This window comes from Clostridium sp. MB05, from assembly GCF_046581255.1.
GTDB lineage: Bacteria > Bacillota > Clostridia > Clostridiales > Clostridiaceae > Clostridium.
Genome location: NZ_CP174370.1, coordinates 3,796,127 through 3,822,710 on the forward strand (window position 1 = coordinate 3,796,127; position 26,584 = coordinate 3,822,710).

Here is a 26,584-nt window from a genome sequence, read left to right on the forward strand (position 1 = left end):
GATACACTTCCCTAAATACATTTATATATTGGCATATACTTATTATTATTTAGAACATACATTTCTTCTCTTTTTATATCTACAAAAGCATCTTCTATTATTTCAGAAATATTACTTTTTATATATTCTGCTACTAAATCTGGTGATAGATGCTCTCTACTTCCTGATGATATTAATACATTTAAAATTAATTCATCATCATTTATCCAATATTTCATTTCTTTTATCATAGTCTTTAAGTTTACTTCTTTTTCACCTTTTTTGCTTTTCTTTATAGTGTTCCACTCAGGCTCACTAATGAGTTTAGCCATATTGCTTTCAACTTTATTAGAATCAGAGCAAAGCATTTTTATTGTAAATCTAGCCGCATCTACTAAAGCCATTGTTTGAGGTAATTTCTTTTCTCCCTCTTTATTTATTACTTTACTTGCAGTTAAAAACTTAATTCCAGCTGCTGTTTTAGCATTTAATCTATCTACTATTTCTTTTTCCTCTAATTCTTCTACTAAAACTATATCCATATACTCAGCATCAGAATAAACTCCAACAGATAAAGGTTGTGCTATTGATAATGCCATATGAGGGTTAAACCCCTTTGAATATTCCATTGGAAGATCAGCTCTTCTTATTACTCTTTGTATTGTTCTCATTAAATCTAGATGAGATATAAACTTAACACTAGACTCTTTAGTAAACTTAATTACATAACGCACCTTCAAAACACTTCCCTTCTTTAAAGTTTACATTTACTCCACAACCTGTACATCCTTTTCTACAGTTTTGTGTAAGCTCTGCTCTTTTTGCTTTTTCATTTTCTACTTCTAGATATTTTCTATCTACTCCAATATCTATAAAGTCCCACGGAAGTATCTCATCATAGTTTCTATCTCTATATACATAGAAATCTTCAGCTATATTACATTCTTGCATTGCTTCCATCCATATATCATAATTAAAGTGCTCTGACCACCCATCAAACTTAGCTCCTTTTTCAAAAGCCTTAATTAATAGATCACAAGTTCTTCTATCTCCTCTTGCAAAAACAGCTTCCATAAATGAAGTCTTTTGCTCATGATAGTTATAATGTATCGCTCTTGATTTTATAGCACCTTTTACTGCATCTATTTTATTCCAAACTTCGTCTGGGCTAGCCATAGGAGCCCATTGGAAAGGAGTAAATGGCTTTGGTACTAGTATTGATGTACTTACATTAATCTTTAATCCTTTTTGTCTTTTTTCTTTTGGAATACCATAATAAACATTTGCCATCTTTTCTGCAAGTTCACCTATTCCGGCAGCGTCTTCTATTTCTTCGTAAGGAAGCCCTAGTATAAAGTATAGCTTTATAGTACTCCAACCTGATTCAAAAGCATTTTTAGTTGCTTCTAATATTCTCTCTTCTGTTAATCCTTTATTTATTATATCCCTCATTCTTTGAGATCCAGCTTCTGGCGCAAAGGTTAACCCTGTTTTTCTAACCTTCTGTATTTCTTTAATTAAATCTACAGAAAAGGCGTCTACTCTAATAGATGGAAGGGCTACACCTACATTTTTACTACCATGTTCTAGAATTAAATTACTTACAAGATTTTGTATATCTGAATGATCACAAATACTTAAGGATGCTAATGATACTTCTTGGTATCCAGTTGCATCTATCATTTTTCTTGCTTGATCTAATAATGTATTAGTAGTTTTTTCTCTAACTGGTCTGTAAATCATACCAGCTTGACAGAATCTACATCCATTTGTACATCCTCTTGAAGTTTCTAAAACAACTCTATCATGTACTATTTCTGAATATGGAACTATCATATCTAATGGAAAATCTACTTTATCAAAATTATTTACTATTCTCTTTTTAACTCTAGCTGGAACATCATCATATTTAGGTTTAAATTCTTTTATAGTTCCATCTTCCTTGTATGTAACTTCATATAAAGAAGGAACATAAACCCCTTTAATTTTTGATATTTCTCTTAAAAATTCTTTCTTTTTTCCTTTTCCCTTATACTTCTTATACACATCAAGAACTTCATCCATAACTTCTTCGCCTTCACCGATTTCAAAGAAGTCTACTATATCATATAAAGGCTCTGGATTGTATGCACAAGGCCCTCCAGCCATAATTATCGGTTCATCTTCTCCTCTTTCAGAAGCTCTTATTGTAATACCGGCCATATCTAGCATATTTAATATATTTGTATAACTCATTTCATATTGAAGCGTAAATCCTAGTATATCAAACTCTGAAATAGGATCTTTTGTTTCTAAAGTCATTAAAGGTATTTCATTTTTTCTAAGCTCAGCTTCCATATCTGGCCATGGTGAAAATACTCTTTCGCAATATGTATCCATTCTTCCGTTTATAGTATGATAAAGTATTCTTGTACCTAAATGAGACATTCCTACTTCATATACATCAGGAAAACAAAATGCAAATCTTATATCAACATCTTTTGGGTTCTTAACTACTTGGTTTAATTCACCGCCAACGTATCTTGATGGCTTTTCAACCTTATGTAAAATATGGTCTGTAATTTTCTTCATAATCTTTCCTCCTAAAAGTGAGAATTATCCATTAAAAAAGAAGTATATCTCTATACTTCCTTTATATCTTTTCTATTCTAGCATATATGCATCTAAAAAGTAAATCTATTACTCATTATATAAAGTTAATAAATCAATTCTATTAAATATATCAACTATCTCTTCTCTATATACTCTTCTAAAGTCATATTTCCATAAACCTTTAAAGCATCAATTAACTCATCTTCATTTAATATATAGATAAGTTTCATATCATCATCTAAAATATAAAATGTATTAAATTTGTTTCTATCAACTAAAGCTAATACATTAACAAGCCCCTGCTTGTAATATACTGATATGGATTTATTTTCTATATACTTGTTTTTTAAAAGTTTATTTCTTTTTTTAACTACGTTTCCCATAGTTATATACATTGTAGTGTGCTCTTCTATTCTAGTAATATAAACTATGATTATCGCACCTATAATCATACTAATATTTAGACTATGTAGAAATATATAAATAATCGTTGATATAATAATAAATAAGCTAGCTATTGAATAACTAATTATGCTAATTATTTTTTGTGCTTTCTTAAATAATATCTTTTTTGAAAGAAGTATTTCAAGTATTCTAGATCCATCTAGTGGGTATGCAGGTAATAAATTAAATATTGCTAAACCTATGTTTAAATTCATACTAGTTTCTATAAAATTAGAAGGATATTTAATACCTATAATGTAAAATAAAATTGAAATAAATATATTTAGAAATGCTCCTGCTAAATACACTAGCAATTTTTCTTTATCCTTTAAACTATCTATATCTGAAAGTTCTGCCCTTATCCCAAAAACATGGAATTCTATATTATAAAATTTACATCCAAATTTTAATGCAACTAATATATGTGCTAGTTCATGTAAAAATACCCAAATGAGTGCAAATATAAACATACTATTATAACTACATACTAATATTATTAACACTATTTCTGCAAATATTTTTCTAGTTTCTCTTTTCATTTATATCTCCCTAAAAATTGCTGTGTTCCTCTATTAATCACCTTCTATTTATAATATATTTTAATTATTAGACTAATTTATTGAGTTTCTATTCTTACATGTTAAGATTCTTCAACTGTTTTTTCTCCATCTTCCTTAAAGCTTGGAACTCCACTATCTAGTTTTTTAATTTCACTCATAACATCAGTGTATTTTTCTTCTATAACATCAACTACCTCTTTGTAGTTAATCCCCATCTTATCCATACTAAGCAATAAGCTCTCATATTTAAAATTTGTACTAATTGTAGTTTTACACATACTATAAAGCCTCTCTGCATTGCTATTAGGTATAGTTTTTAAAATAAAAACTAATAAAAACAATAAAAAAGTGCATATCAGTCTAATTATAAATTTATCTATATATCTCATGTTACCTTTTTTAGTATTTAATCCATAGCTTCCTCTTTGATAAGTAAAATTTTGTACATTTCTAACACTTGGATATATATCTTGTCTAGCGCTAATAGCTTTATTAGACTTACTTGTTTTGCTCTTAACTTTTTTTCTTATTCCTTCGTAGTATTCTTTATACTCTTCTCTGTACACCCCCATACACTTCACTCCTAACTCTTAATATTGTATTTATATTTTGGATACCGCCTATTTATGCTATCCTAATTTAAAATTTAGAATTTAAAATATAAGTAATAATTAAGATAAGATGTATTATTAAAATAAAAAAGTGGACATATATAAGTTTACTTATTCCGTTGCTCCGCTCCAAGTCAACGCAAAACTTACATATGTCCACTTCCAAACTGAAAGCAAGGAAAGTATTAAATAAATATACTTTTCTAAATCCAATTGTTAAAAGCCTTATATATTAACATTTTCAAAACTCTAAACTTTTATAACTTCCTAGCCACTAAAAATAGAGCTATAAAAATTTTAAACTTAAAACTTTAGAGTGCTTTTTCTTCTACTCCAAATTCTAATTCTTAGCAACTTAGAAGTATATTTTCTTTCTTCTCATTCCTACATTTAAAACTAATCCTATTGACATTACTGTTGTAAGCAATGAAGTTCCTCCATAACTAAGAAGAGGTAATGTTATTCCCGTTATAGGCATAAGTCCTATAGTCATACCTATATTTTGCATTAGTGCAAATAGAAAATATGATACCATACCAACACATATAATTGATCCAAAGGCATCTTTAGCAGTTCTTCCTATAGCTATCATCTTAGAAATTAAAAGTCCATATAGCAATAGTAAAAATGCTGCTCCAGCTAGTCCCCATTGCTCTCCTATACTAGCAAATATAAAGTCTGTTTGTACCTCAGGTACATACTGTGCTGCATAGCCTACAGAATTGTCTTTAGTAGTAGAACCCTTTAATCCAAAAGCTCCACCATTTCCTATACTTATAAGTGATTGCCTTAGTTGATATCCAGATTGAGACATATCTGATTCAGGATTTAAAAATGACGTTAGCCTCTTTTTTTGATATGGTTGAATTAATCCGGAATTCCAAACAAGTATAACAACTAAAAGTAGCGACAATAAGCCTCCACCAATAATCTTTATATCTAGTCCAGCAATAAAAAATATTCCTACAACTATAAAGAATAAAACCATAGTCATCCCCATATCTGGTTGTATAACTATAAAAGTAGCTGGTACTATCGCATAAAAGGCCATAGTTAAAAAGTTTTTCCATTCATTTATAGTTCCATTCATTTCTTCTAAAGTCTTACCTAACATCATTATTGTAGCCATTTTGGCTAATTCAGATGGTTGAAAAGATAATGGTCCAAGTCTAATCCAACCTCTTGCTCCATTTATATCAGTTCCTATAAAAATAGTAACTATAAGCAAAAGTATAGAGCCCCAATAAAAAAGAGGAGTATATGACTTTAAGAATGTATAATCAATTGCTACGACAAAATATAATGCTACTAAACAAACCACAAACCAAATAGATTGCCTTTTTAAAAATAAAGTACCATATTCTGCTGCACTTGCTAAGTATATATTAACTATTCCAAATATCATTAATGCTATCATAGAAAATAGAATTACTTTATCTATCTCTTTTAATTTTTTAAAGTCTATCTTAAATTTTGATAACATATTTCACCTCCATCTTTCAACCTAAGATTTATTATATCTAAAAAACATATCTTTCTCTATACCAATTTAAATAAATAGTTAAAATTTAATAAAATATTAATTAAATTATCAAAAAAAGAAAAAGCATTTTCATACTTTTTCTTTAAATTTTCCTTTTTATGACTGCTTTATATTTTTTATAGGAATATTAGCTACTAAAGCTGGACTATTCCCTTCCATTCTCTCAGATTTACTTACAGCTATTTCAACATCTTCAGTATCTATTTCTATATATTTAGATAACACTTCTAGTATCTCTATTCTTATTTTCTCAAGGGTTTCATGAGGCAAATCACCTCTGTCATGTATTAATATTAACTTTAATCTATCTTTTGCCACCTCTTTAGGTGTCGGCTTATTTGAAAACTTCTTAAAAAATTCCACCTCTCATAACCCCCTATCAACGTTTAAATAACTTCTTTATTGATGCGAAAAATCCTTCTCCTTCTGGTTTTAAATCCAAAAGAGGAACTTCTTCACCAGTTAATCTTCTAGCTATATTTTTAAAAGCTTGTCCTGATAATGATTTATCATCAAGTACTATCGGTTCTCCCTTATTAGTTGAAACTGTTATGTTTTTATCATCTGGAACTACGCCCAATAATTCAACTGATAGAGTTTCTATTATATCCGAAATATCTAGCATATCTCCTCTTTGAGTCATTTCATAATTTAATCTATTTATTATTACTGAATGATCCTCTAGTCCTTTTGCATCTAATTTACCAATAACCCTATCTGCATCTCTTACTGATGTTATTTCAGGGTTTACTACAACTACTGCTTTATCAGCACCAATAACTGAATTTTCAAATCCTTGTTCTATTCCAGCTGGACAATCTATTAGGATATAATCAAAATCTTCTTTTAACTCATTTATTAATTTCAACATATCTTGTGGTCTAATATCATCTTTATCCTTTGTTTGAGCTGTAGGTAGTAAACATAAGTTTTGATATCTCTTATCCTTTATTAAAGCCTGTTTAAGTCTACATCTATTTTCTATAACATCTGTTATTGTATAAACTATTCTATTTTCAAGTCCCATCAAAACATCTAAATTTCTAAGACCAGTATCCCCATCTACAACTACCACCCTTTTATTTAGTGCAGCTAAAGCAGTTCCAATGTTAGCTGTAGTTGTTGTTTTTCCAACTCCGCCCTTACCTGATGTAATAACTATAGAAATTCCCATTTTTTCTCCCTCCAACGCTATATATATTTCTTTGGTAAATATGGCTCTACCACGATTATATCATCTTTAATTTTTGCTAATTCTGGATATGATGGTTTAACACCATCATCTGGTGCTATAGTAACTATCTCCGCTATTTGAAGTATTTCTGGTTGAAGATTGAAAGCTGAAATTATAGCTTTTTTATTTCCCCCTACTCCAGCATGCACTTGGCCCTTAATTGTTCCTAAAACAACTATGTTTCCACCTGCATAAACCTCAGCTCCATTATTTATATCACCTATTATAACAATATTTCCATGATACCTTACTAATTGTCCACCTCTTATTGTTTTCTTTATAAATTTAGTTTTTCCTTCATATACGCCATTAAAAATTTTACTTTCTTTTTGCTCTTCTTTTTTTATTTCTTCAAATATACATTCTTTTATTTGTATCTTTTCAAATAAAATATCTTTTAATTTACATATATCATATTCATTCAAATTCTTTAAATTAGCAGTAATTTTAAGAGATGCTCCTTTGTAAAATCCTTTTCCTGCTGTTAACTTATCTAATAACACTCCCAGCATATCATCAAAGTTGCTAAATCTCTCCATATTAATAGTTGCATTGATACCTTCTTTTGTACCTTTTATCTGAATTCTATCGTCATTCATTGGCTACCCTCCACCAATAATCAAAGATTCAATAATTATAAACTTTGTTACACATTTATAATTATACAATTACATTATATCATTTAACAACAATAATTTACATAATTTATAGTAAAATAAAAAAAACCATGTGAAAACATGGTTTTTATTGGTTATTTGTATTTGAACTACTATTATTTGTTATTCCATTATCTAACTTAATGCTATCATTCTTATTATCTTTAAGAGGTGAGTCTACTACATATTTTTTAAAAGATTGTGATTTAGAAGCATACGAAGGATCAAGCTTTAATAATTCATCCTTAAAGAATGCTTCATATATAGCTTTATGAATTGTAGCTCCTTCACTACCTTTACCACCATCATAAATAGTTGAAAAAATAGCTATTTGAGGATTATCTAAAGGTGCCATACTTATATAGTTACCATAAGCTAATCTACCTTGAATAACATATTGCTCATCTGTACTAAAGTCAGCAGTACCAGTTTTGCCTCCAACCTTAATTGGGAAATTATTGAAAGATTTATACGCAGTACCGTTACTTGGACTTGTATTAACTTTATACATACCATCCTTTATTGCTTGAAGATAGTCTTCTGGTATGTCTAACTTATCAACAACTTCTGGCTTATATTCCTTTATAACTTCACCTGTTGGCGACGTTACCTTATCAACAATACTAACTTTATATCTTGTTCCACCACTTCCTAAAGTTGCCACATAATTAGCAAGTTGAACAGGTGTAAAGTTATTCATTCCTTGCCCAATTGCACTTGATACTATTTGTCCAGGTGTTAATATTTGAATTCTCATATTATTTATAATGTAATAGGCAATAGCATCTGAAATAACTCCTGCTTCCTCATCTATATCTACACTTCTTTTTTTAGATGCTTCTAAAACTGCATTTTTGTATTGAGGTGAAAGATCCATAATTTTCTTTATATATGGTAGAAGACTTTCAGCATACTTTGTATTATCACTTATTTCTTCATCTGTACCAACTTTAGATAATGTATCTTTCATTTGACTTTTAAGGGCTGTTTTAGCCTCTCTTAATTCATCTGAATCATTTTCATTATCTTCTATATTAAGAGGAACAAAACTATATCTATAGTAGTTTCCGACTTTTAATGCATCAACAATTTCAAACATTGGCAGATCAACCATTTTCTTCTTCCAAGAATAAAAGTTATATACTTGCCCAAAATCCTCTTGTAGTTGTATTCCTGTTGATGGATTTTCTGCTTCAGGTGAATCAGGGTCTACACCCAATCCAAATTTCCAAGCATATTTTGCTAAAGAATCTAGGGCCTCTACATTTCCATTATTTATATCTCCACCATTTTGCTTATATAATCTATATCCCAATTCATAGAAATAATAGTTTGATGACACTTGTAATGCCTTTCTTAAATCAGTGGCTCCATTAGCTACTCCTTGAAAGTTTCTTCTTACTTCCGGTAAATCATCCTTACTCCAAGTACCACTAGTATCATTCATAGGTTCTCCTGTAGTAACTACACCTTCCATTAATCCTGCTACAGCTGTAAGTGGCTTAAATACAGATCCTGGAGGTAATGAGCCTTGAGTGGCATAATTGAAGAAACTCTTTGGATAAACATCTATTCCATCTTTTCTTTTCCCTGTATTTTCATCTATTGGAAATAACTCATCAATATTTCCTGTAGCTCCAGTTCTTTTCATATATTCCTTAGCAAAACTGTCTATATCAGGACTAAAATATTGCTTAGATAAATCTTCTGTTAGCCTTCCTGGTATTGAAAAGATATTAGGATCATAATCTGGATAACTAACCATAGCAATTACTCTTCCAGTATTAACTTCTATTGCAACTACAGAACCTCTAGTTGCATTAGGTGCACTACCTTTAATACGCTCCATTGTATCTTTCATAGCTTGTTCAGCTGCATATTGAACATCTTTGTTTATAGTTAAATGTACATTATTTCCTGGGTAGGAATCTAATTTAAACAGTTCTTCTGTTACCCTTCCCTTAGAGTTAACCTTAACTGTAGTCCCACCTTTAACTCCTTTTAATTGATCTTCAAAGGAGGATTCTATTCCTGCTACCCCTATTAAATCTGATGATACATCGTATCCTCTCAATTCATAATTTGCCTCTTTCGATCCATCAATAGAGGATAAATATCCTATTGAACTAGAAGCAAGATTATTATATGGATAGTATCTAATTGGTTCTTCTCTAACATCTATTCCTGGTAAATCATTTAATTTTTGATAAATTACAAAAGCTGTATCCTTTTTTATATTAGATGCAATGGTAACTGCTCTGTAGCCTTTAAAACTTTGCATTTTTATTGCATCCTTGACTACTATATAGTTTCTTATATCGTTTATTGAATATGTCTTTAAAAGCTCGTCTAGTATTTCTTTTCCAGATATATCTTTGTAAGCTTTCATTTTATCATCATATGCTTCGACTCTTGATTTGAAGGCTTTATCAGTTTCACCTTCCTCTTGAACAGGAGCTGGATTTATAAGTTCTTGCATATTATATACTTTAACTAATTGATAAAAAGTTTCTTCTGGAGATAATTTTAAAAGTTCACTATCTATCTTTGAGATTTCATCATCAGTAAAATCAGATTTTTTATCTGGAAACTCTTCTTTTTCTATTATCTCATTTAAACCTCTATCTCTTTTAAATCTTACTTCAACTATTTTTTTAGTTTCTATATCATCAGTTTTAAAATCAAAGTAAAAATTCCCACTACTATCTAATTTAAGCATTAAATCGTCTTTAAACTTTTCTCCATTCTCCGATAAAATTTTAAAAACCTTATCCATTGTCTCATAAAAATTTTCTTTTTCATCACTTGGCTTAGTATAAGTTAGCGTAAATGTTTGAATATTAGTTGCTAGAACATTTCCATTACTATCGTATATCTTACCCCTAGGTGCATTTTCTGCTATAAACCTAGTTGAACTAATATCAGCTTTTTCCTTATAGTCTTCATGCTTATAAACCTGAATATATAAAAGCTTTGACATTATTAAAGTAAAAAGTGCTAGCATTATAATATTTAAAACTGTATATCTTGAAATCTTTTTTTTCTTTTTCGGTTTATTTACTATCATTTAAACCTCCATGACCTGTTTTTATATTTTATATCATAAAGTTTTAAAACAAAATTATACCCTAAAAACATTACTACTGCACTATATAAGGCAGTAATTATTCCTACTTCGATATTTATTGTTCTCCCAACAAGCTTAAATATTACAAATATAGCTAATACCTTTATTATATATAAAAATATAACTGATATTACCGGTATAAATTTTTTTTCTCTATAGATATTTTCCCCTATAAAGGCTGCAATTAAACAAATAAGCATATTTACAAGAGCGTTTATTCCTAACCCATTGTAAAAAAATATATCCTGCATTAAACCTGTAGTTACACCTATAAATACTGCCTCTGATTTTCCATTTATTATAGAATAAGCTATTGCGAAAGTAAAAAGTAAACTTGGAAATGCCCCTTTTATAGCGAAAAATGGCATAAGAGAATTATCGAGTATTAAAAGTGCTAATGAAATTAAAATTAAAACCCATTTTTTCATATACTACCCTCTAATTATCATATTTTACTTCTCTTGATTCCTTTGGAATAACAACAAAAAGTTCCTCTAATTTGTTAAAGTCAACATATGGCTTAACTATAGCTGTTTTCATCACCTTAACTTCATCTGTCTCAACAGAAGTTACTTCACCTATTCTAACTTCCTTTGGATAAATTTGTCCTAAGCCAGAAGTAACTATGACATCCCCTTCTTTTATTGCTGAATCCATAGGTAAATTAGTAACTTTAGTTAAATTTTCACTACTATGTGTTATATATCCTTTTAGTATTCCAGTGGTTTCTCTGGTGCTATTTACCATTACGGAAACTGCTATATTTTCATTTAATAAACTTTCAACTCTCGCCCAATTTGATCCAACAGTAGTAACCTGTCCCACAAGTCCCTTATTAGATATAACAACCATATCCTTCTTTAACCCTACATTTTCACCTTTATCAATTATATATCCACTCGAGAAGCTTTCTCCACTATATCCAATTATTTCACAGCCTAAATATTCATAATTATTCTTTGAATTTTTAAAATTTAAAACTTCTCTTAATCTATCATTTTCTTCTTTTAGCTTATCGTATTCTAATAACTTGTTTTCTAATTCTATATTTTCTTTAGTTAATTCTTCATTTTCTTCTTTTACCTTTGAAAAATTTAGAAAGAAATCTACCGTTCCCTTTATTTTGCTGTTTACTGTATAAACTACTTTTTGAAGAGGATTTACAGCGCTCCCTACACCACTTGAAACAAACTGTTTTTGTTCATTATTTATTGTATAAATAATTATGCCTAAAAAGGCAACTGACAGCACTATTATAGTAACTGCCAGTTTATTTTTTAGAAGCTTCATTATTGACCTCTTTGACTCTTACTTAATTCATCAAAGTTATCTAATGCCTTACCTGCTCCTAAAACAACACAATCAAGTGGAGATTCTGCTATATGAACAGGCATGTTTGTTTCGTGGTTAATTAACATATCTAACCCTCTTAGTAGAGCTCCTCCACCAGCTAACATTATTCCCTTTTCCATTATGTCTGCTGCTAATTCAGGTGGTGTCTTTTCTAAAGTTGTCTTTATTGATTCAATGATGGCATATACTGGTTCTTTTAATGCCTCTCTAATTTGAGTATCTGTAACTGTCACCGTTTTTGGCAATCCAGTAATCATATCTCTTCCTTTGATATCCATGCTGATTTCTTCATCATCAATTTTATATGCTGAACCAAGTTCCATCTTAACTTGCTCTGCTGTTCTTTCACCTATCATTAAGTTAAATTCTTTCTTTATATATGCCATTATTCCTTGATCTAATTCATCTCCAGCTACTCTTAATGACTTACTAGTAACTATTCCCCCTAGTGAGATTATAGCAACTTCTGTTGTACCGCCACCAATATCAACTATCATGCTTCCAGTTGGCTCGCCAACTGGAAGTCCTGCTCCAATTGCAGCTGCCATAGGTTCTTCCATTAAAACTACATCTCTTGCACCAGCAAATTTAGCCGCCTCTTCTATTGCTCTTCTTTCAACTTCTGTTACTCCTGATGGATAACAAACTATAATTCTTGGGCTAGTAAATGCACTTTTACTACTTACCTTTTCAATTAATTTTTTTAACATTGTTTGTGCTATATCAAAATCTGCTATAACACCATCTTTTAATGGTCTAATAGCTACTATATTCCCTGGAGTTCTTCCTATCATCAATTTAGCTTCAGCCCCTACAGCTAAAGGTCTTCTTGTTGCACTATTTATAGCCACTACTGAAGGCTCACTTAAAACTACACCTTTTCCTTTAACGAACACAAGTGTATTTGCTGTTCCTAAATCTATTCCCATGTCCTTATTACTACTGAAAAATCCCATATGAATTCCCCTTTCGTTTATATTATTCCTTTTTCTTTTAAACTTATAAATTTTTCTTTTCCAATTATTATGTGATCCAATAAATCAATCCCCATTATTCTACCACACTCTTTTAATCTTACTGTAATATTTATATCTTCTTTGCTTGGCGTAGGATCTCCTGAAGGGTGATTATGGCAAACTATTATGCTTGAACTACTTTTTTTAAGAGCTTCTTTAAATACTTCTCTTGGATGAACTATTGATGCATTTAAACTTCCCTTAAATACATCCTTAATACCTATAATATTATTTTTTGTATCTAACATTATTAGTTTTAACACTTCTTGTTTTAAATTCATCATCTCATTTATTAAAAGCCTTCCTATATCATTTGGAGATGATATTCTTTGGTTTGTTCTGGTTAGCTTTAAAGTATTAAATCTCTTAAAAAGTTCTACCACAGCTAAAATTTGACTTGCTTTTATGTTTTTTATTCCCTTTAGACTGGTTATTTCACTAATTCCTACTTCCAACAATCCATTTAGTCCATCAAACTCAGAAAGTATCCTTGTGCTTAGTGAAATTACATTTTCTCCTCTTGTTCCTGTTCTTAAAATCACAGCAAGAAGTTCTGCATTACTTAATACTTCAGGTCCATTAACCAATAATTTTTCTATAGGTCTTTCTTCTTTTGGTATATCTATAACTTTTATACTATTATTCATATAATTACACCTCAAAATAATAATAGTTTTATTAATAAATATACCCTTAATTATTACTATTTAACCTTATTAAGCATTTTATTTAAAAGATTTAACGGTAATCCTACTACGTTGTAATAACAACCATTTATACTTTCTATAAATACTCCACCATACCCTTGTATTCCATAAGCTCCTGCTTTATCAAATGGCTCTCCAGTTTTTATGTAAGCTTTTATCTCTTCATCACTTAAATTTGAGAATTTTACTTCTGTATAAAGAGATTCTTGTTCTATTTTTTTATTATACATGTTTATAACTACTATTCCTGAATAAACTCTATGAGTTTTTCCACTAAGTAACTTTAACATGTTATACGCATCATTTTCATTACTAGGTTTGCCTAAGATTTTATTTTCTAAAACAACAATCGTATCCCCTGCAATTATTATAGAATCTTCTCTTAGACTCTCTTTAACACTAAGGGATTTTCCTTTAGCTAAATTAATTACATAATTATCTATATTATCTTTAAATAAAACCTTACTTTCATCGAAGTCACTTACTATTATGTCAAACTCATCTACTATTCTGTGTAATAGTTCTTGTCGTCTTTCTGATCCTGACGCTAAAACATATTTCAAACCTATCACATCCTATTTTTATACATATTTTATAGTATTGACAAAATGGTATGGTTTAAACACGCAAATCTTAAAATACTTAAATTAGCAATGCATAGATATAATGGCAAAGCCACTTATACCAATCTTATATCTTATATAGTTTATCATTATATAAGATTTCAAACAAGTGGCTTTGCCTTTCTTTATTTAATTTTTATTTATTTGTAATAGTTTTGTAATTTTTATCCAAAGCTTGTTTTTTTACTTTTTAATCTTGCTTAATACTGAATAAATATACTCTAACTCAGTTACAGTATTTTCTTTGCTTATTTCTTCTGGTAAGGCTTCTATGTGATTCTTATATTCCTTTAAAACATCTATTCCATCCCCACTTTTTATCTCATCTAACTCTTTTGTCCATTTCTTGAAATCAGTTGTATTTATACCTTTCACTTCATCTTCACTTACAGTGTTTATTATTTGTAAATATCCTTCTGTTATAGCACCTATTTGTCCTTGAACTTTATCATTTTTATCTAATGCTAAGCTTATCTTAGCATTTTCTATCCCCTTTCCCTTTAGCTTTTCTACTATTTTATCACTTTCTTCTTCTTTAAATATTCCAGCTAAAACTCTAAACTTTCCTGTTTCATCTTTTACTATAAAAGAATTTAAATCGCTATTTATTTTAGCCAATACCTGTTTTGCATTATCTTCTTTTGAAAAATAACCGCATTGTATAAGTGAAAATTTCTGTTCTTTTACTTGTGTGTTAACTTCTGTATTATTACTTACATTTATCCCAGGTTCTTCAGCTATTCCACTATTATTTATATTAGGAATAATTTTTAATAATATCCAAGCTGCAATTATTCCTATAACTACTGCTGTTAAAGTAGTCATAATCAAGGAAGTTAAAAATTTTGCTCCTTCATTTTTCTTTTTGTATTGATATTTCGTGTACTTCATTTTATCCTCCCTCTCACTTTTATATTAATATATATTCTTTTGCATTTAATAATATTCATTATGTAAATTTATTTTTTAAATTATTTAATATATTTTTTTATAATACAAAAATTTCTTGAAAGTACAAATATTAAAGCTATAAAAAATAGTTAGGCTAAATTTCTAGCCTAACTATTTTTTATTTAAATATATTTTTATTTATTCATAAAATTACTTTAATTCTTTTAAAACTTCTAATAAGTATTCCCAAACATTTTTTACTGATTTTATACTCATATGCTCTTGTGGTGTGTGTACATCATAAAGATCTGGTCCAAAGCTAATCATATCTAGTTTACCTAGTTTTTCATTAAATAGTCCACACTCAACACCTGCATGTATTGCAACTATTTTAGCATCTTTTCCATACATTCTCTTATGCACATCTTGGCAAATTTCTCTTACTTTAGAATCGCTATCATATTGCCATTCTGGATATCCAGCAGTTGTTTTAAATTTTGCTCCTATGATATCTGCTACAGTCTTGCTTCTTAAAACTATTTCGTCCTTTAATGATGCAACAGAACTTCTTATAGCGCTATCGAACTCAATTTTATCCTTATTAGTTGTAACTACACCTAAATTAGTTGAACTTTCAACTAATCCATCTATCTCTAAACTATTTGTATTTATTCCATTTGGTATTAAATATAATAAATTAATAGCTTTATCAGTTGATTCCTTTGTAAATACCTTTTCTATAACTTCATTACTTTCTGAAATAGAAATATTAACTCCAGGATCTTGTGTTTTTAATTCATTTAATAAAATATCATTCCACTTAATTACTATATCTTTAGCTTTTTCTATGTCATCTGCTTTTATTGCTACTAATGCATCTGCTTCTCTTGGTATAGCATTATTTTTTGATCCACCATTTAATGAAACTAATCTAAAATCTATATTTGATGATAAAGATTTTAAAATTCTTCCCATTATTTTATTAGAGTTTCCTCTTTCTTTGTTTATCTCCATTCCAGAGTGGCCACCCTTTAATCCTCTTACTGCTATATTTAAAAAACTATTATAAGTATTTACTTCTTCTAATTCTACATCTAGAATGTGCTTACTTCTAATACCGCCAGCACAACTTACTAAAAGATGTCCTTCTTCTTCATTATCTAGATTTAATAATATTTTACCCTTTATATGCTCTTTTGAAACTGCCATTGCTCCTGACATTCCTGTTTCCTCATCCGTTGTTATTAAAACTTCAAGTGGTGGATGTGGTATATCAGCTGAATCCAATATAGCTAAGGCATATGCTACTGCAATTCCGTTGTCTGATCCTAAAGTTGTGTCTGTTGCATAAACCATATCATCAATAATTCTTAATTTTAATGGGTCTTTTGCAAAATCATGATTTGTTCCTTTATTCTTTTCGCAAACCATGTCCATATGACCTTGAAGTATTACAGTATTGGAGTTTTCATACCCATTTGTTCCAGGCTTCTTTATAATAACATTTAGTGCCTCATCTTGAATAACTTCTAAATTTAATTTTTTAGCAACATTAACTAGATAATCACTTATGGCTTTTTCATTACCTGATCCTCTAGGTATTTGTGATATTTCTTCAAAGTATCTAAAAACATTTTTAGGCTCTAAATTTTGTAAAATATTCATGTTTTTTTCTCCCTTCCTAGTAAACTATGTTAGAATTATTATATAGCTTTAAGTATATCATAGTATATATGATACTTAAATTCTATTTTTTTATTATAATTATTCAAAATATTCTTAATTTTATCATCATAATAATTTTAAGTGTGAGGTGATTTTTATGCAAAAAACAAAAATGATTTTTACAATTGGCCCTGCAAGTGATAATGAAGAAACTCTAAGAAATTTTATTAAAATTGGAATGAGTGCTGCTAGATTAAATTTTTCACATGGAACTCATGAAACACATAAAGAGAAAATAGATCTTATAAAAAGAGTCAGGGAAGACATGAACTCTCCTACTGCAATTATATTGGATATTAAAGGTCCTAAAATTAGAACTCATAATTTTATAAATGATGGAGTTGAATTGCACGAAGGACAAGATTTTTCATTTATTTGTGGAGATGAAATTCTTGGAGATAATAAAAAGTGTACTATATCTTATTTAGACCTTTACAAAGATGTAAAAGTTGGTGGTGAAATTTTAGTTGATGATGGCTTATTAAGATTTAGAATTGAAAATGTTAAAGGCAACGAAATTCAATGTAAGGTAACTGTAGGAGGAACTATTAAAAACCATAAGGGAGTTAATGTTCCTAATGTTAAGATTAATCTACCTTCAATTACAGAAAAGGACAAAGAAGATTTAGTCTTTGGCTGTGAAAATAAAATTGATTTTGTTGCAGCATCCTTTATAAGAAAAGCTTCTGATATAGAAGATGTAAGAAATGTACTAAAAAACCATAGTGGAAATTATATACAAATAATTGCTAAAATAGAAAACCAAGAAGGTGTAGATAATATTGACTCCATTATAGAAGCTTCAGATGGAATTATGGTAGCTAGAGGTGATATGGGAGTTGAAATTCCAATTGAAAAAGTTCCTATAATTCAAAAGAACATAATTAGAAAATGTAATGAAGCTGGTAAAATAGTTATAACAGCTACTCAAATGTTAGACTCTATGATCAGAAACTCTCTTCCTACTAGAGCAGAGGCTTGCGATATATGTAATGCAATATTCGATGGAACTGATGCAATAATGCTAAGTGGAGAAAGCGCAAGTGGAAATTACCCTATAGAAGCTGCAGAAACTATGTCTAGAATTGCAATAGAAACAGAGGCAAATTTAGACTATAATTATTTAAATAAGAGGTTAAAAGAACCATCATTAACTTCATTTTCTGAAGCAATTAGTCATTCTGCTTGTAGAAGTTCAAACCTTTTACATGCAAAAGCAGTTGTTGCTGCTACTAATAGTGGCGCAACAGCAAAACTTATATCTAAATACAGACCAAAATGTCCTATTATAGCCATAACTCCTTATGAAGAAGTTAGAAGAGGATTAAACCTTAATTTTGGTATTTTTCCTACTAAATGCGAAATATTTACTACTACTGATGAAATATTAAGTGAAGCAAAAAAGGTATCAACTAATTTATCATTTGCTAAAAAAGGTGATGATATAATAATTGCTGGTGGAATGCCAAGCGCTACTACTGGTGGAACTAATATGTTAAAAATTGAAAAAGTATAATATTAAATTAGTAACTATATTGCTTAATTCTATAATTAATCATTTCTTAATTACAAAAAATTAAAAAACTCCCATTTGGGAGTTTTTTAATTAATTCTTTATTTTTCAAATAATCCTTTAAATAAGTCTCCTAAGGATACGCCTTCATCTGAATCATTATATTGTAAGTATTCCTTTGATTTTTCTTCCGCATCTTTTATAGTTAATGATACTTTTTTATTAGCCTTATCAACGTCTAAAACTTTAACTTTTATATTTTGTCCTAGTTTTAATACATCTGATGGTTTAGCTATGTTTTCTTCTGATATTTCATTTATATGAGCTAACCCTTCCACTCCAGGAAATAACTCTACAAATGCTCCAAAGTTAAGGAATTTAACAACTTTGCCTTCTAAAATTTCTCCTATTTTTAAGTTTGCTCCATTTGTCTCCCATGGATCTTTATCTATGTCTTTTAATATTAAAGATACTCTTTGATTTTTACTATCTACTTCTCCAATAAATACTTCAACTTTATCGCCTACATTAACTACATCTTCTGCTCTGTGTACTCTGCCCCAAGATAAGTCATTTAAATGAATTAAGCCAGTTATTCCTCCAATATCAACTATTGCTCCAGCTCTAATTATTTTTTTAACTACCCCAGTTCTCTTTTCTCCTGATTTAACTGATTTCCATAACTCTTTTTTCTTATTTTCATATATAGCATCTTCTAAAACTCTCTTTGATGCAACTATTCTTCTTGATTTAAAATCTAACTCTATAATTCTAACTTCTATTTCTTTTCCTACTAATGTACTTAGCTCTATTCTTTCTCTTGAAGCTAATGAAGCTGGTATAAATATTCTTGTATTTCCGTAGTAAGAAACTAATCCACCCTTAACTTCTTCCTTAACATATACAGTTATGTTTTCTTCATTATTAAAAGCTTTTTCAATCTCTTCTTTTTCAGTTATTTCTAAAGCTCTTATTCTTGAAAGCTTAACATATCCCTCTCCATCATTAGGAGATAAAACATATACTTTTATTTTATCTCCTTTACTTACGACTTCCATTGGATTTTTATCAGTATTAGTTAAATCCTCCTTAGAAATAATTCCATCGAATGCATAGTTGATATTTACCATAACTTCTTTATCATTAACATCGATTACTTCACCAGATAAAATATCTCCTGTATTTATTCTTTTAACATCGAAATCTTTTAATAAATCCCCCATTGTTTCTTCAAAATTTTGATTTGTCATGTATTTCACTCCTTAAAATTGTTGTATCATAAATTAATTTTAGAATAATATGATATTGATTACAAGTATTTAAGATTATTAATATTTTAATAATTAAATATAGCATTACTATTATTGAATTTAAATATGCTATAATTAAGTATATTATTAAATTAAGTAGTTTAGAAAATATCATTAAAAGGTTATGTATTAACTCTTAATAAGTTTAATATTATCTCTAAATATAAGTATAATTACGATTTTAAAAGCAAATGTAAGTTTTAAGAGATATTTCTTATTTTTTTACCCAAATTTGCCTTTAAATCAGTTTTGAGGAATTACATTTTTTACTATAATATATAAATACAATCTTTATTCTTGGAGGTGACATATATAAAAAGGAAGAATACAAAACTAATATTTACCTTAATTTTAACTTTTGTTTTTCTAACTTCTAGTTTTCTAATTGATACAATATCTATTTTTGATAATGTTACTCATGGAGAGATAACTGTATCTGCTAAACCTACAAGTTCTGGAGGGTCCAAATCTAGCTCTAGCTCTAAATCTAGTTCCAGTACTTCTAAGTCTAGTGGTGGAAAATCAAATATTTCAAACTCTTTTAAAAGTGGATCTTTTAGTAATGGGTCTAGTAGCTCTAAAACAAGTAATTCTAGTAGCTCTACTAGTTCTAAAACAAGTGATAACAAAACTGATACTAAAAGTTCAGATTCAAAGTCTACTTCATCAAATGGATATAAGAGTGGTTCATTTAGCGATGTAGATAAAGGAAAATCTGGATCTTCTAAAAACTTCTCATCCGGTTCATTCAGCACTACTGATAATGAGAAGAAAGATAGTTCAGATAGTTCTTCAAATGAAAACAAAAGCACCCAAGATAAAGATTATAAGAATACAACAAATAGTTATGGTGGTGGGTCATCTTTTGGTGAAATAGCTTATGGTTTATCTGCTATGAGACATTTTGGATTTGGCAGAGGGCAATCTGGTTTCTCTTTTAGATCAATATTTACCGTAGCACTAATTTTTATAATTATAGTTGTTGTAGTAAAAGCTTATTTAAAAAATAGAAAATATTAATTTTAGGAGGATCATTATGGGTATTTTTACAAGAATGTCAAATATGTTTAAATCAAAAGTTAATTCTACTTTAGACGAAATGGAAAATCCAATAGAATTACTAGATCAAAAAGTTAGGGATATGGAAAAACAACTTAACTCAGCTAAATTAAACTCTGCTCAAATAATTGGTAATGCACATGAAATAAAAAAGAAAATGGAAGCTTCACAATTAGAAGTAAAAGATTTTGATGATAAAGTTAAGTTAGCTCTTTCTAAAAATAATGAAGATTTAGCTAAAAGAGCGTTAGCAAAGAAAATTGAAGCTGAAAAGAAATATGAAAGCTTAAAATCTAGTTATGAAACTGCAAGAAGCCAAGCTGACGCGATTAAGAAAAATCTTGCTGAATTAGAATCAGAAATCGAAAAAACAAGAAATTATAGGGATGAAGCTGCTGCTAGATATAGTAACGCACAAGCTACACAAAAGGTTAATGAAGTTCTTGCCAATGTTCAAACAAAATCAAATTCTATAGAAATTGATAGCATAGAAAGAAAAATTCAAAAACATGAAGCCTTAGCTAACGGATTAGGTGAGCTTAAAGATGTTGATACATTTGATAGTGAATTTGAAGCTTTAGATACTGTTGATTTAGATTTAGAACTTGAAAAATACAAAAACTTAAATTAGGTGATTAAATGTCAAATACTATTGATTTTATAAATAAGGAAAAGGATAGCATTGGAAAAGTTTATACTGATATAACATATGCAATAAGTGAAGTCAGCCCCTTTCTTGATGAAAGTATCTTAAGAAAAAGAAAGTATTATTCTAAGCTCCCTATTTTAAAGGAGTATATGGAAATGTTAAATTATGGAGAGTATTCTGCTAGAAATAAAAAATTTAGCTTCTTTAAAAAAGATGACACCATATTAAATTTAACAGACTATAAACAAAATAACCTTGAGGCATTTAATCAGTTTAGCAATTGTTCCAAATGCTCATGTTTAAATTGCATAAAAGAATGTAAATTTAAAAGTTGCAGTGGTTGTAGATTTAACTCATATATAAAAAATTGTGATAAATCTAAATTAAATGTTAGGTCCCATAAAGATTTCATTTTAGATTTAACTAATAATAATACAGGTAAAGCAAGTAGATATAAAGTTTTAGCCACATTAGAAAACTGTGAAGATGATAGATTATATATAGTCTTAGAAAACATTCAAGATTCTAATGATAAATTCATCTTATATTACTACCCTGGAATTTCATCAGATGAATTTGGTGAAATAACCGATGAAAATGAGTTTAATCTTATTGTCCAAACTTATGAACAAGCTTAAAAAATATACCCCACCTAAAAAGGCGGGGTATATTTTTTAATTTATTAAGTTAATTATCTTGTAAATACAAGTTCTTTCTCTGTAGATAACTCTTCATTATATTGATATCCATCTAAGTCAAATTTTTTAATCTCTTGAATATCTTCTATTTCATTTTGAATTATATATCTAGTCATCATGCCTCTAGCTTTCTTTGCATTTAAAGATATTATCTTGTACTTATCTCCTCTAAACTCTTTAAATATAGGAGTAACTACATTTACTTCTTGACTTTTAGTTAAACCTTCAATAGCTTTAAAATACTCTTGTGATGCTAAATTTATTAAAGTTTTATTTTTATGAGTATTTAGCTCCTGTAAAATGCTTTCTTCTAAAGTATCGTCCCAAAACTCATATAAATCCTTAAAATTATTTACAGATAGCTTTGTTCCCATTTCTAATCTGTATTCACTAATACCATCAAAAGGTCTTAATACTCCGTATAATCCAGATAGAATTCTTAAATGATCATTTGCATAAAAAAGTTCTGAATGTGATAAACTTCCTACATCCATCCCTCTATATACATCTCCCCTAAAAGCCAATAATGCTTGTTTGGAAGTTTCTAAATTAGTTGTCCATTTTTCAAATCTCTCTTTATTTAATACTGCTAGTTTACTGCTTATTTTCATAAGCTTTTCTAAAGAATAGCTATCAAAATTAGTAAGTTCCTTAATTATCTTCTTGGATTTTTCTAAAAATCTTGGTTCATTCATTGGTAAGTTATTATCTTTTTCTTCAAAATCTAAAGTTTTTGCAGGAGAAATAACTATTATCATAACCAATCCTCCTTTATATTTAAAATTATACTATTTTCTTTTTTATCATTTCACCATAGCAATAATTAATTATATCACTTCTTTTTATTATACCAATAAATATTCCTTCATCATCTACTACTGGTACAAAATTTTGGTTTGTAGAAAGTGAAATTAAACTTTCTACATCTGAATTTATTGAAACACTCTTATGTTTTCTTTTTCTTGGAATATCTATAATTTTTACATTTTCTGTATTTTTAAAATTTAAATCAGGTGTACTTTTAAGTTTCCAAAGCAAATCACCTTCAGTAAGCGTTCCTACGTATTTTCCCTCTTTATCTATTAAAGGAATAGCTGTATATCCATGATGTTCCATTCTCTCTATAACTTGTCTCATAGTTGCATCTAAATATTCATATATAACTTCATTTTTAGGTGTTAAAAAAAATGCTATATTCATATTTTATCATTCTCCCATACATCAAATTTAAAACTCGATCACATATACATTTTATCATAATTATAATGTAATTGTTTTAAAATTTTAATTATTTAATAGTTTATTAATTTATGATCTACTTTTCCATCCTATAGCTATAATTCATATATTCTACCTCATTAATAATTGTAGAAATTTCCTTGTAAACTTCTTCACCTGTAAAAGTCTTTTTTATTATCACTTCATTAATAACCTTATTATTGCATCTTGGGCATTTTCCTATTGAAACAAATCTCCATTTTATAGGTCTTAAATTGTATTCAATTTGTAAATCAATATTGCACTTTGGACATTTTTCTTTAATCTTATTTACATCTAGCTCATATTCTTCTAAGTTCTTAACATCTACTGCTGGCATATTATAAATATCTTTTATAATATAGTTTTTTAATACTCTTGAGTTATATATTCTTTTAAAAACAAGGGAAGTATATATAGCATCATTTAACGCATCATGCAATTTATCATTATCAACTTTTATTTTCAACTCTTCAAGAGCATTTTTCAAGCTTAAAGACTTCTTTTTAGCTAATATCTTAGTTGAATATTCTTGTATATCCAGATAATTTTTTAACCAGTTTAAATTATCATATTTATGATATATTGCATTATTTATTATTTCTATAATATCATCCTTCGCCCATGAGCAAATAATATCTCCCTCATCTATAAGAGTAGCTAACTGTTCTATACCATCCTGAAATGTTACTCCATTTTCTAAATCACTTTCTTTTATATTTGTAATTTCAGATATTTTGGGATTTAATACAGTAATTAAAGATGGTTTAATATATGTTTTGAATTCTTCCATTGGTTTCATATAGTTGTCTAGTTTTATCGCACCTATTTCTATTATCTCGTTATCTAGCTCTAGACTCTTTAAATTTGGATATTCCTTAAATATATTTGGATAATACTTATGTATTCCTTCTAAATTATTAAATTCTAAATCAATTATTATAAACGCCATTGATATACCCCTCAATCAATTATACTCATAGGTATATTATGCCATTTTTCTTGATACTTTTCACTATAAAATGGGATTTCTACTTGAATAAATTTAAAAAGAAAGAGTAGCAAGACTTTGCTACTTTCACTTTTCTAGTTATCATTAAAATCAATACCAGCTAGCTTCATTAAATGAACTGCATTTTGAGTCCTGCTTCTTCCTTCTCTTAGTTTGTAATCAAATTTTATATTATTTTCCTTATAATACTCTTGAAAATTATAGTTTTTTAACCAAACCTTTGTTTTCTCTAAATCACATAATTCTAAATCATGGGTTGATACAATCCCTACAGATTTATTATTTACTAATTGATTTATAAGAACCTTTGCTCCTTCATGCCTATCTTTTGAGTTAGTTCCTTTAAATATTTCATCTAATAAGAAAAATACCTTTTCCCCTTTTTTTGCTGCTTCTATAAGTATTTTTATTCTTAGTATTTCAGCATAAAATGATGATATACTTTCTTCTAAATTATCCTTTGTTCTCATACATGTGTATATACTAAAAATTCCACAACTAAAGCTTTCGCTATAAGTTGGAGCACCTATATAACTTAATAGTAAATTTAATCCTATAGTTCTTAAGAATGTACTTTTTCCTGACATATTTGAACCTGTAATTAATGCTACCTTTGCCTGTGAATCTAATTTAAAACTATTTACAACAGCTTTTTTTCCTAGCATAGGATGACCTATATCTATTCCTTCTATTATATTACTATTACTTATTGTAGGATAACTCCATTCCTTAAAGTCAAATGTAATATTAGCTATACTTGACAATGCTTCAATTTCTCCCATTATATTAAGCCAATTTTCTAAATTTTTTCCATTTTCTCTTTTCCATTGTTCTAAATTTCTTAATATAAAGATATCAGATAATACTGTTACATTTAATAATAGATAGTATGCATTAGATGAGCTGTCACCTAACCAATCAACTAATCTTTTAAGAGCTTTCATTTTCTCAACACAACTTTGACTTTCAATACTATTTAACTTTGATTTTAATTCATTTAAAAGTTTAGAATCAAAATTTTCTTGATTTATTAATATTAATAAATTTGTGTATGCTTCTATGTCTTTTTTATGTTTATCAAATAACTTTATTACTGGTACTAAATCCTTTGTAAGTATTTTTACAACAAGATAGTTAATCATGAATATTAATATCAGATAACTTATTGGTAATATTCTTAAAATTACTAATAATGAAGAGATCATAGTAAGTCCTATAAATAAATATGGAACTATTTCAAATGCTTTATTTATATTTCCACTTGTCTTTGCCCACTTTAAAAGATCATCTATATCTTTTGATCCACTTTTTTTAAGAGTTGACTTAACTTCTAACCTTTGTCTCCACTCAACTTTATCTCCTAGTTCTTTAATTGCCTCTTGTTTTTTTAATATATCATCTTTACTAGGAGTCCTTTTCAAGCTTAGCATCTCATATAATTTTATTCTACCAAATTTGGTTTTAGTTGAATTTATCATTTGAAAAAGAGAGTTTCTGCCAAATACATCTAAATCATTTATAAAGGCATGTTTATCATCTATAAACTCTTCCCCATTGTCTTCTTTATCTTTAAAACTTCCATTTATTCTAGAAACTCCAGTCTCATTTACTTTTACATATACTTCACATTCTTTTTTCTTATTTATTTTTCTATTATGATAATAGGCCACTAAAATAAATATTGTCACGAATATACATATGGATAAAATTAAATAAATAATATTTTCTTTTCTATAAAAATAATAAGAAGTTATAGCTACCATTATAACTATAATTAATCTTAAAATAGAAAATTTAGATATATCACCATTTAACTCTTTTATATCTTTATTATATTTTTCTATTTGTTCTTCATAAAACTCTAAAGCTTTGCTCATATTTACACCACCCTTATTCCATTATTTTACCACATGAAAATATATTTAATCTAATGAAAATATATTTAATCTAATTGAAAAGTGTGGATAGTAATTTTCTTTACTCTGTCACTTCGCTCCAAGTCCCATAAAACTACTATCCACACTT

The 26,584-nt window shown here is 28.4% G+C and carries 25 protein-coding genes; 4 read left to right on the forward strand and 21 right to left on the reverse strand.

The window, feature by feature from the left end; genetic code table 11:
- Positions 1–11: 11 nt before the first annotated feature.
- The 16 genes from ACH36K_RS17835 to ACH36K_RS17910 all read right to left on the reverse strand — a co-directional run bounded on the left by ACH36K_RS17835 (position 12) and on the right by ACH36K_RS17910 (position 17,001).
- Entirely contained in the window at positions 12–713 is a 702-nt protein-coding gene (locus tag ACH36K_RS17835; RefSeq protein WP_411170728.1) for a TIGR03936 family radical SAM-associated protein, read from the reverse strand.
- Positions 697–2,550, reverse strand: a complete 1,854-nt coding sequence (locus ACH36K_RS17840) for a TIGR03960 family B12-binding radical SAM protein (RefSeq protein WP_411168928.1) — start codon at positions 2,548–2,550, stop codon at positions 697–699. Before ACH36K_RS17840 ends, ACH36K_RS17835 begins: the two co-directional genes overlap by 17 nt.
- 155 nt (positions 2,551–2,705) lie before the next feature.
- Complete coding sequence (locus tag ACH36K_RS17845; protein WP_411168929.1) at positions 2,706–3,554, reverse strand: site-2 protease family protein; 849 nt, start codon at positions 3,552–3,554, stop codon at positions 2,706–2,708.
- A 101-nt stretch (positions 3,555–3,655) separates the two neighbouring features.
- The gene (locus ACH36K_RS17850; RefSeq protein WP_411168930.1) at positions 3,656–4,147 is read right to left on the reverse strand and encodes a peptidase M23; all 492 of its coding nucleotides are present in this window, start codon (positions 4,145–4,147) and stop codon (positions 3,656–3,658) included.
- A 394-nt stretch (positions 4,148–4,541) separates the two neighbouring features.
- Positions 4,542–5,669, reverse strand: a complete 1,128-nt coding sequence (rodA, locus tag ACH36K_RS17855; protein WP_411168931.1) for a rod shape-determining protein RodA — start codon at positions 5,667–5,669, stop codon at positions 4,542–4,544.
- Positions 5,670–5,825: 156 nt separating this feature from the next.
- Positions 5,826–6,092, reverse strand: a complete 267-nt coding sequence (gene minE, locus ACH36K_RS17860) for a cell division topological specificity factor MinE (RefSeq protein WP_411168932.1) — start codon at positions 6,090–6,092, stop codon at positions 5,826–5,828.
- A 16-nt stretch (positions 6,093–6,108) separates the two neighbouring features.
- The gene (minD, locus tag ACH36K_RS17865) at positions 6,109–6,903 is read right to left on the reverse strand and encodes a septum site-determining protein MinD (RefSeq protein WP_411168933.1); all 795 of its coding nucleotides are present in this window, start codon (positions 6,901–6,903) and stop codon (positions 6,109–6,111) included.
- Positions 6,904–6,920: 17 nt separating this feature from the next.
- Positions 6,921–7,562, reverse strand: a complete 642-nt coding sequence (minC, locus tag ACH36K_RS17870) for a septum site-determining protein MinC (protein WP_411168934.1) — start codon at positions 7,560–7,562, stop codon at positions 6,921–6,923.
- Between the two features lie 145 nt (positions 7,563–7,707).
- Positions 7,708–10,686 (reverse strand): penicillin-binding transpeptidase domain-containing protein, encoded by a 2,979-nt coding sequence (locus ACH36K_RS17875; RefSeq protein WP_411168935.1) that lies wholly within the window; start codon positions 10,684–10,686, stop codon positions 7,708–7,710.
- Positions 10,683–11,174, reverse strand: a complete 492-nt coding sequence (gene mreD / locus ACH36K_RS17880) for a rod shape-determining protein MreD (protein WP_411168936.1) — start codon at positions 11,172–11,174, stop codon at positions 10,683–10,685. Before mreD ends, ACH36K_RS17875 begins: the two co-directional genes overlap by 4 nt.
- Positions 11,175–11,184: 10 nt before the next feature.
- Positions 11,185–12,036, reverse strand: a complete 852-nt coding sequence (mreC, locus tag ACH36K_RS17885) for a rod shape-determining protein MreC (RefSeq protein WP_411168937.1) — start codon at positions 12,034–12,036, stop codon at positions 11,185–11,187.
- Positions 12,036–13,055, reverse strand: coding sequence for a rod shape-determining protein (locus ACH36K_RS17890; protein WP_411168938.1), 1,020 nt, complete (start codon positions 13,053–13,055; stop codon positions 12,036–12,038). Before ACH36K_RS17890 ends, mreC begins: the two co-directional genes overlap by 1 nt.
- 17 nt (positions 13,056–13,072) lie before the next feature.
- The gene (gene radC, locus ACH36K_RS17895; protein WP_411168939.1) at positions 13,073–13,762 is read right to left on the reverse strand and encodes a RadC family protein; all 690 of its coding nucleotides are present in this window, start codon (positions 13,760–13,762) and stop codon (positions 13,073–13,075) included.
- Positions 13,763–13,818: 56 nt separating this feature from the next.
- Positions 13,819–14,385, reverse strand: a complete 567-nt coding sequence (locus ACH36K_RS17900; RefSeq protein ID WP_411168940.1) for a Maf-like protein — start codon at positions 14,383–14,385, stop codon at positions 13,819–13,821.
- 243 nt (positions 14,386–14,628) lie between these two features.
- On the reverse strand, positions 14,629–15,336 hold the full coding sequence (locus tag ACH36K_RS17905; protein ID WP_411168941.1) for an SPOR domain-containing protein: 708 nt from the start codon (positions 15,334–15,336) through the stop codon (positions 14,629–14,631).
- 210 nt (positions 15,337–15,546) lie between these two features.
- Positions 15,547–17,001 carry an aminoacyl-histidine dipeptidase gene (locus ACH36K_RS17910; RefSeq protein ID WP_411168942.1) on the reverse strand — a complete coding sequence of 485 codons (1,455 nt, stop codon included), beginning with the start codon at positions 16,999–17,001 and terminating at the stop codon, positions 15,547–15,549.
- Between the two features lie 157 nt (positions 17,002–17,158).
- On the opposite strand from ACH36K_RS17910, the gene pyk reads away from it, so the two are divergent.
- Positions 17,159–18,577 carry a pyruvate kinase gene (gene pyk / locus ACH36K_RS17915; protein ID WP_411168943.1) on the forward strand — a complete coding sequence of 473 codons (1,419 nt, stop codon included), beginning with the start codon at positions 17,159–17,161 and terminating at the stop codon, positions 18,575–18,577.
- Positions 18,578–18,675: 98 nt separating this feature from the next.
- On the opposite strand, the gene rpsA is transcribed toward pyk, so the two are convergent.
- Entirely contained in the window at positions 18,676–19,824 is a 1,149-nt protein-coding gene (gene rpsA, locus ACH36K_RS17920) for a 30S ribosomal protein S1 (RefSeq protein WP_411168944.1), read from the reverse strand.
- 363 nt (positions 19,825–20,187) lie between these two features.
- On the opposite strand from rpsA, the gene ACH36K_RS17925 reads away from it, so the two are divergent.
- Genes ACH36K_RS17925 through ACH36K_RS17935 form a run of 3 tightly spaced genes read left to right on the forward strand, consistent with a single transcriptional unit; the run spans position 20,188 to position 22,230 of the window.
- Entirely contained in the window at positions 20,188–20,904 is a 717-nt protein-coding gene (locus ACH36K_RS17925; RefSeq protein WP_411168945.1) for a hypothetical protein, read from the forward strand.
- A gap of 16 nt (positions 20,905–20,920) precedes the next feature.
- Complete coding sequence (locus tag ACH36K_RS17930; RefSeq protein ID WP_411168946.1) at positions 20,921–21,574, forward strand: PspA/IM30 family protein; 654 nt, start codon at positions 20,921–20,923, stop codon at positions 21,572–21,574.
- An 8-nt stretch (positions 21,575–21,582) separates the two neighbouring features.
- The gene (locus tag ACH36K_RS17935) at positions 21,583–22,230 is read left to right on the forward strand and encodes a DUF1292 domain-containing protein (RefSeq protein ID WP_411168947.1); all 648 of its coding nucleotides are present in this window, start codon (positions 21,583–21,585) and stop codon (positions 22,228–22,230) included.
- Positions 22,231–22,283: 53 nt separating this feature from the next.
- On the opposite strand, the gene yaaA is transcribed toward ACH36K_RS17935, so the two are convergent.
- The 4 genes from yaaA to ACH36K_RS17955 all read right to left on the reverse strand — a co-directional run bounded on the left by yaaA (position 22,284) and on the right by ACH36K_RS17955 (position 26,436).
- Positions 22,284–23,048, reverse strand: a complete 765-nt coding sequence (gene yaaA, locus ACH36K_RS17940; RefSeq protein ID WP_411168948.1) for a peroxide stress protein YaaA — start codon at positions 23,046–23,048, stop codon at positions 22,284–22,286.
- 25 nt (positions 23,049–23,073) lie between these two features.
- Positions 23,074–23,490: a CBS domain-containing protein gene (locus ACH36K_RS17945; RefSeq protein ID WP_411168949.1), complete on the reverse strand. Its 417-nt coding sequence runs from the start codon at positions 23,488–23,490 to the stop codon at positions 23,074–23,076.
- Positions 23,491–23,605: 115 nt separating this feature from the next.
- Positions 23,606–24,499, reverse strand: a complete 894-nt coding sequence (locus tag ACH36K_RS17950) for an exonuclease domain-containing protein (RefSeq protein ID WP_411168950.1) — start codon at positions 24,497–24,499, stop codon at positions 23,606–23,608.
- A gap of 134 nt (positions 24,500–24,633) precedes the next feature.
- The gene (locus ACH36K_RS17955; protein WP_411168951.1) at positions 24,634–26,436 is read right to left on the reverse strand and encodes a MutS-related protein; all 1,803 of its coding nucleotides are present in this window, start codon (positions 26,434–26,436) and stop codon (positions 24,634–24,636) included.
- Between the last annotated feature and the right edge of the window lie 148 nt (positions 26,437–26,584).

Excerpts from the sequence above, each read along its gene's own strand:
- rpsA (WP_411168944.1), bottom strand. The coding sequence starts at position 19,824 with ATGACAAATCAAAATTTTGAAGAAACAATGGGGGATTTATTAAAAGAT.
- ACH36K_RS17840 (WP_411168928.1), bottom strand. The coding sequence starts at position 2,550 with ATGAAGAAAATTACAGACCATATTTTACATAAGGTTGAAAAGCCATCA.
- ACH36K_RS17935 (WP_411168947.1), top strand. The coding sequence starts at position 21,583 with ATGTCAAATACTATTGATTTTATAAATAAGGAAAAGGATAGCATTGGA.
- pyk (WP_411168943.1), top strand. The coding sequence starts at position 17,159 with ATGCAAAAAACAAAAATGATTTTTACAATTGGCCCTGCAAGTGATAAT.
- ACH36K_RS17845 (WP_411168929.1), bottom strand. The coding sequence starts at position 3,554 with ATGAAAAGAGAAACTAGAAAAATATTTGCAGAAATAGTGTTAATAATA.
- ACH36K_RS17890 (WP_411168938.1), bottom strand. The coding sequence starts at position 13,055 with ATGGGATTTTTCAGTAGTAATAAGGACATGGGAATAGATTTAGGAACA.
- mreC (WP_411168937.1), bottom strand. The coding sequence starts at position 12,036 with ATGAAGCTTCTAAAAAATAAACTGGCAGTTACTATAATAGTGCTGTCA.
- yaaA (WP_411168948.1), bottom strand. The coding sequence starts at position 23,048 with ATGATAATAGTTATTTCTCCTGCAAAAACTTTAGATTTTGAAGAAAAA.
- radC (WP_411168939.1), bottom strand. The coding sequence starts at position 13,762 with ATGAATAATAGTATAAAAGTTATAGATATACCAAAAGAAGAAAGACCT.
- ACH36K_RS17945 (WP_411168949.1), bottom strand. The coding sequence starts at position 23,490 with ATGAATATAGCATTTTTTTTAACACCTAAAAATGAAGTTATATATGAA.
- minD (WP_411168933.1), bottom strand. The coding sequence starts at position 6,903 with ATGGGAATTTCTATAGTTATTACATCAGGTAAGGGCGGAGTTGGAAAA.
- ACH36K_RS17905 (WP_411168941.1), bottom strand. The coding sequence starts at position 15,336 with ATGAAGTACACGAAATATCAATACAAAAAGAAAAATGAAGGAGCAAAA.
- rodA (WP_411168931.1), bottom strand. The coding sequence starts at position 5,669 with ATGTTATCAAAATTTAAGATAGACTTTAAAAAATTAAAAGAGATAGAT.
- ACH36K_RS17910 (WP_411168942.1), bottom strand. The coding sequence starts at position 17,001 with ATGAATATTTTACAAAATTTAGAGCCTAAAAATGTTTTTAGATACTTT.
- ACH36K_RS17930 (WP_411168946.1), top strand. The coding sequence starts at position 20,921 with ATGGGTATTTTTACAAGAATGTCAAATATGTTTAAATCAAAAGTTAAT.
- ACH36K_RS17950 (WP_411168950.1), bottom strand. The coding sequence starts at position 24,499 with ATGGCGTTTATAATAATTGATTTAGAATTTAATAATTTAGAAGGAATA.
- minC (WP_411168934.1), bottom strand. The coding sequence starts at position 7,562 with ATGAATGACGATAGAATTCAGATAAAAGGTACAAAAGAAGGTATCAAT.
- ACH36K_RS17850 (WP_411168930.1), bottom strand. The coding sequence starts at position 4,147 with ATGGGGGTGTACAGAGAAGAGTATAAAGAATACTACGAAGGAATAAGA.
- ACH36K_RS17875 (WP_411168935.1), bottom strand. The coding sequence starts at position 10,686 with ATGATAGTAAATAAACCGAAAAAGAAAAAAAAGATTTCAAGATATACA.
- ACH36K_RS17955 (WP_411168951.1), bottom strand. The coding sequence starts at position 26,436 with ATGAGCAAAGCTTTAGAGTTTTATGAAGAACAAATAGAAAAATATAAT.
- mreD (WP_411168936.1), bottom strand. The coding sequence starts at position 11,174 with ATGAAAAAATGGGTTTTAATTTTAATTTCATTAGCACTTTTAATACTC.